Annotated in this window: 6 protein-coding genes and 1 pseudogene; 2 read left to right on the top strand and 5 right to left on the bottom strand. The window is 35.1% G+C overall.

Annotated elements, in window-relative coordinates; translation table 11 throughout:
* From AFK68_RS12815 to AFK68_RS12805, 4 genes and pseudogenes are all read right to left on the bottom strand, one after another.
* On the bottom strand, positions 1 to 616 hold a 616-nt coding region (locus AFK68_RS12815; RefSeq protein WP_094673152.1), incomplete at its 3' end, for a DUF1963 domain-containing protein.
* A 379-nt stretch (positions 617 to 995) separates the two neighbouring features.
* The gene (locus AFK68_RS12810; RefSeq protein WP_210407379.1) at positions 996 to 1,520 is read right to left on the bottom strand and encodes a DUF1963 domain-containing protein; all 525 of its coding nucleotides are present in this window, start codon (positions 1,518 to 1,520) and stop codon (positions 996 to 998) included.
* Positions 1,521 to 1,720: 200 nt separating this feature from the next.
* Positions 1,721 to 2,232, bottom strand: a pseudogene (locus tag AFK68_RS44985) (AAA family ATPase); the annotation flags it as partial.
* A gap of 1 nt (position 2,233) precedes the next feature.
* On the bottom strand, positions 2,234 to 2,941 hold a 708-nt coding region (locus tag AFK68_RS12805), incomplete at its 3' end, for an ATP-binding cassette domain-containing protein (RefSeq protein ID WP_094673153.1).
* Positions 2,942 to 3,400: 459 nt separating this feature from the next.
* Here AFK68_RS12805 and AFK68_RS12800 point away from each other — a divergent pair.
* The gene (locus tag AFK68_RS12800; protein WP_094673151.1) at positions 3,401 to 4,204 is read left to right on the top strand and encodes a calcium-binding protein; all 804 of its coding nucleotides are present in this window, start codon (positions 3,401 to 3,403) and stop codon (positions 4,202 to 4,204) included.
* Between the two features lie 62 nt (positions 4,205 to 4,266).
* On the top strand, positions 4,267 to 4,464 hold the full coding sequence (locus tag AFK68_RS44980) for a DUF4351 domain-containing protein (RefSeq protein ID WP_094673150.1): 198 nt from the start codon (positions 4,267 to 4,269) through the stop codon (positions 4,462 to 4,464).
* Between the two features lie 539 nt (positions 4,465 to 5,003).
* Here AFK68_RS44980 and AFK68_RS12790 read toward each other — a convergent pair.
* Positions 5,004 to 5,408, bottom strand: coding sequence for a hypothetical protein (locus AFK68_RS12790; RefSeq protein ID WP_094673149.1), 405 nt, complete (start codon positions 5,406 to 5,408; stop codon positions 5,004 to 5,006).
* Positions 5,409 to 5,525: the final 117 nt, after the last annotated feature.

Raw genomic sequence — 5,525 nt, 5'->3', positions numbered from 1 at the left:
AAGGTAAATTATCTTCAGAATCAACCTGAAAAACTAATCTCATTGTTTCACCACAAATCGGACAATTAGGATATTCTATTCCCTGAATCCATAAAGGCCAGCCAGCTAATTTATCTCCTTCAATTGGGAAATTATCTTCATATAATTCATCATTTAATTCTATACCAAATTCTGATGCTTCTTCAGAGTTAGGATAATCTTCTAATTGTTGCCAATCAACGATTAATTTAGGTGGAAAAAAATCTTGAGTTTTGGGAATTTCTACATCTTGTGCTTCTCCTTCTGGCTGAATAATTCTGAGAAAATGAACATCTGAAAATGCCTCCCATCCTTCATAATCTACATCACATAAAGTATCTATATTGGTACAATAAAACATTTGTAAAATACCACTACCAAATTCATTTTGTAATGCTTCTGGTAATTGATTTAGGTTTAGCTGAAGAAAGAATTGTAAAGGTTCCTGACAGCAAGGACATTTCGGCCATTTTTCATGTTTTCCCAACCAAGGTTTACCAGCAAATTTAGAAGCAGTTAAAGCACCATCACCGTCAGTAGTTATAGGTTTCCAAGCTGTACGTTTATAGGGTTGAATTTCTGGAGGAATATTAGTCATTTCAGTTATCAGTTTTGCAGTGCAGGGATCTTGGCAGCCAGTAATGTACCTGAGTGAGATAAAATTCTTTATTAATTATAATAAATGCTATAATTATTGAGTGTTCAATGGTCTATCATAAAAAATTCCAATGAAATGCTACTTGATTTTTATGATGTTTGCATTGAGTAATATAACCACAACCAGCATCCCCAAACATAAAAGGTAAATTATCTTCAGAATCAACCTGAAAAACTAATCTCATTGNTTTGCATTGAGTAATATAACCACAACCAGCATCCCCAAACATAAAAGGTAAATTATCTTCAGAATCAACCTGAAAAACTAATCTCATTGTTTCACCACAAATCGGACAATTAGGATATTCTATTCCCTGAATCTATAAAGGCCAGGCAGCTAATTTATCTCCTTCAATTGGGAAATTATCTTCATATAATTCATCATTTAATTCTATACCAAATTCTGATGCTGCTTCAGAGTTAGAATAATCTTCTAATTTTTGCCAATCAACGATTAATTTAGGTGGAAAAAAATCTTGATTTTTGGGAATTTCTATACGTTGTTTTTTTCTTTCTGGCTGAATAATTCTAATCAAATGAGCATCTGAAAATGCCTGAATTTTATGTGGTGATGGATTACATCCAAATTGATTTGTACAATAAAATATTTGTAAAATACCACTACCAAATTCATTTTGTAATGCTTCTGGTAATTGATTTAGGTTTAGCTGAACAAATAATTCTAAAGGATTCTGACAAAGAGGACATTTCGGCCATTTTTCATGTTTTCCCAACCAAGGTTTACCAGCAAATTTAGAAGCAGTTAAAGCACCATCACCTTCAATAATTATAGGTTTCCAAGCTGTACGTTTATAGGATTGAATTTCTGGAGGAATATTAGTCATCGTATTTTATAAAAGAAAGAAATTGATTAGACAACAAAAATTCAATAGATAGCTGAACTGAAAATAAAATAAATGATAATATAGCAAAAAAACTGTAGGGGTTTGGTTTCCAAATCCCATTTACGCTTGGGTTTGGAGACCAAACCCCTACGATAAAATATTACAACATAAATGATGTAAGGGCGAATGGCTATTCGCTCCTACTGACTTCTGACTTCAACCTTCCCTGACTGAAAAACTCTACCAATAACTTCCTCAATAGGAGGGTCAGTCACCGTCAAATCTTGTACTTCTAATTCTGCCAATATTCGCGCTACAGTCTCAGTTAATTTTTCGCGACGCACCAACAAACGTACTGCCTGACCTTCCAATGTTTCCACCTCCCCATAATTAGATAAAAGTTGCCGAAAATTATCTACATCTGGAGGAACAGCATTAGCTAATTCTATCTGCACCTCTCGATAAGGAGCAAAGCGATCGAGTAAACCATCTAAACTGCCATCATAAATTAATTCACCTTGATATATTAACAACACCCGCTTACACAAAGCAGTAATATCTGCCATATAATGACTCGTTAACAACACAGTTGCTTGATAACGTTGATTATATTCCCGCAAAAATTCCCGCACTGCTGCTTGAGCGTTGACATCTAAACCTAAAGTTGGTTCATCCAAAAACAAAACTTGCGGTCGATGCAATAACGCAGCCANAATTAATTCACCTTGATATATTAACAACACCCGCTTACACAAAGCAGTAATATCTGCCATATAATGACTCGTTAACAACACAGTTGCTTGATAACGTTGATTATATTCCCGCAAAAATTCCCGCACTGCTGCTTGAGCGTTGACATCTAAACCTAAAGTTGGTTCATCCAAAAACAAAACTTGCGGTCGATGCAATAACGCAGCCATCAACTCCGCTTTCATCCGTTCCCCCAGAGATAATTTTCTGACTGGTTGCTTCAACTTCCCTTCTAGCGACAACATCTCTGTTAACTCCATCAACCGTCTGTGATACTCTTTGTCAGAAACATCATAAACAGCAGCATTAATTTTCAGGGAGTCTAACACAGGTAAATCCCATATTAACTGTTGTTTTTGCCCCATGACTAAAGTAATTTGCTGTAAAAATTCTCTCTTGCGGTCAAAGGGTATATTATCTGCAACCTTAACTACTCCATTAGAGGGATGAATTAAACCTGTCAGCATTTTCAGGGTAGTCGTTTTACCAGCACCATTAGGTCCAAGAAATCCTACTATTTCTCCTGGATCTATTTGAAACGAAATATTTTCAACTGCCTTAACATATTGGTATTGGCGACGAATAAAATGACGTAATGTTCCTTTAATTCCAGGTTCTTTGATAGCTACTGGATAGACTTTGCTTAAATTTTTAGTGAGTATAATAGACATAAGTTTGACATACTCCCGACGTTACGCGCTCCGCGACAACGCGGGATTCTTCAGCCAGGGAAACCCTGACCACTGTTTTAACAGAGGTGATGTCCTCCCCCTGTGTTTGCAGATTAGATTATAATAAAATACTTCCTGCTTGTCAAGGGGAGCAGAGGGTTTAGCTTATGGAGGTATCCGACTGTTGACCCTGGCTTTCCTTTATGACGCTCCTTTTCAAGAGAGCGCAGGACTTCCCGCCAGGGAAGTTAAATATTGTTAGTTATATCAAATCCGCTTGCTTTAGATAGTAAGGGGGGGTTCATCGGTATTGGTAAAAACTCCAAGTTTGGTAGGGGTTTGGTGACCAAACCCCTACGGTATTGAATTGTACCGATACTACTGGATTTGATATTACAGGTCAAATACCATAGAAATGGATAGGCAAAAAAACTTAGCATATTAGGAGACTTATGAATTATGGTACTTACCCCAGATTTTTCAGAACCCCTTCCTCGTTTATTAGGAACAGATGGTGATGATAATGAGATTCTTACGGTACAACAAGCTAATGATTTTCCTGGAGGAATATTAGCTCTTAGTGGTGATGATAGTATTAATGGCTCATCTGTGAATGACTTAATATTTGGAGGTAGAGGAGAAGATGATTTATTAGGGAATGATGGTAATGATAGTTTGTTTGGTGAGAGAGATACAGATTTTCTTGATGGTGGTTTAGGTGATGATATATTGCGTGGGGGTAAAGATACCGATCTATTAGTTGGTGGTGAGGGTAATGATACTCTTATTGGTGATGCTGGTGTTGGTATTTATCGGGGTGGTTTGGGAAGTGATGTATATGTTTTCAGAACTGACTTAGCAGGAATAGAAGAAGATTTAAGTGCTATTAGTTCTATATTTCCACTAATTCCTAATAGTGTTGAATTACCTAATGCAATTATTACTGATTTTGACTCTGCTGAAGATATTATTGGATTAACAGGAGGGTTGACAAAAGCTGATTTAATCTTTGAAGATTTTAATAGTTTTGATGAGTTTGGTATTAATGCAAATCTAATTTTACCATTCTTAGATGATGAACTTGACCTGTTAGCTAAGGGAGGTATTTTAGTGCAGGATTTAGACCCGAATAATGATGGTATTTTAGAAGGTACTGCTATGAGAATTGCTGGCACAAATCAATTATTAGGATATGTGTTGAACACAGAATCTTCAGAAATTGCTGCTTTACCAGAATCACAGTTTATTAGTGTTAATATTTAAGAGATTAATAGGGTGTATATTATGCACCCTGAATCTATGTATTTATATTGATAAGTTGACCGATAAGACTAGCCTTTGTACAGGAAGCGATCGCTCTAATAATTCGGTTACTTAAAAAGCGTTTTGGTGAAGTTTCAGAAAATCTTAAAAATCAGTTTTCAGATTTTTCTTTAGCAGAGTTGGAAAATTTGAGCGAGGATATTTTTGATTTTACTACTTTCGAGGATTTATCAAATTGGTTGACAAATAAGCAAGGTTGAAAATTAATAATTAATAATTAGGGGTAAGCATTCAGCCGTCAGCCGTCAGCTATCAGCTATTGGTTTTAGTTGACAAGAAAAGCTTTATTAATTGTCTTACTACAAAAGCTGGTTCTCTTGCTCTTAAGGTCTATCTTAATTGAAAAACTGTCCTTAAAGAGAGCTGATGGCTGACAGCTAATAGCTGTTTGCGCAGCATTCCGCAGGAAATGCTTACAATTAGGGTTGGCTGAAAAAGTCTTTTTTCGGCAGTAGGTGAGTAGGGGAGTAATTTTTTTTGCCCAACTATGTATGCGCCAAAAATGCACTCCTTTTTGAACAACAAGAGCTGAAAACCAAGGTATTTCAGACCTAAAAAGCCTCAAACCTTTATCGGTAAATGCTTTGATATTTAATCAGCAAGCCTTAATTAATAATTGCCTCTCCTATAATAGAAGGATTGACTAAAATAATTTTTGTCTTTTTTCTCCATGAATGAAGAGGTTTTATACCTAAATTTTTCGGTAATTATCCTAACTCCTAAGTTCTCAACCCTACCTTTATGACTCTTTGATTTTCTTATCTAAGAATTCATTAATATCATTTACATATTCATGATATTCTGGCATTTTAGTAAATTTTTTAAGTAATACTTGATGTTGTTTTTTCAGTTGCTCATCATACTCATATTTTCCAATCCAGACCTCTTTAGTACCATTTTCTAAGATACCGATAACAACATGATTTTTTTGAGTTCTCATAGTTAAATATTGTGCCATTACAATAGCATCTATTTCTTCATCTATATGATAGGTATCTGCCTTTGAATAACGCAATCCTTTTTCACTAAATCCGTTAAATCCTTCTATTCCCTTTAGGAAATAGGTAATGTCATCATCCCAAATATTATTCGTATCAAAGCTGTCAAGGTTCTCAACTTTTAAGATACAGTAAAAAGGCTCCATTTCTGAAATTCATGAATCTTGGAAACCTTCTTTTAGTTCTGTTGATACATCTTCAATATGAGATTTAAAATATTCATCAAATGTTGGTATTTTCCAAAATTTATCAAATATTTTCTC

Source organism: Hydrocoleum sp. CS-953, from assembly GCF_002260545.1.
Classification (GTDB): Bacteria; Cyanobacteriota; Cyanobacteriia; order Cyanobacteriales; family Microcoleaceae; genus Trichodesmium.
The sequence above is the reverse complement of the archived record's forward strand: the minus strand, read 5'-3'. Positions and strand labels throughout refer to the sequence as shown.

Excerpts from the sequence above, each read along its gene's own strand:
- AFK68_RS12810 (WP_210407379.1), bottom strand. The coding sequence starts at position 1,520 with ATGACTAATATTCCTCCAGAAATTCAATCCTATAAACGTACAGCTTGG.
- AFK68_RS12800 (WP_094673151.1), top strand. The coding sequence starts at position 3,401 with ATGGTACTTACCCCAGATTTTTCAGAACCCCTTCCTCGTTTATTAGGA.
- AFK68_RS12790 (WP_094673149.1), bottom strand. The coding sequence starts at position 5,408 with ATGGAGCCTTTTTACTGTATCTTAAAAGTTGAGAACCTTGACAGCTTT.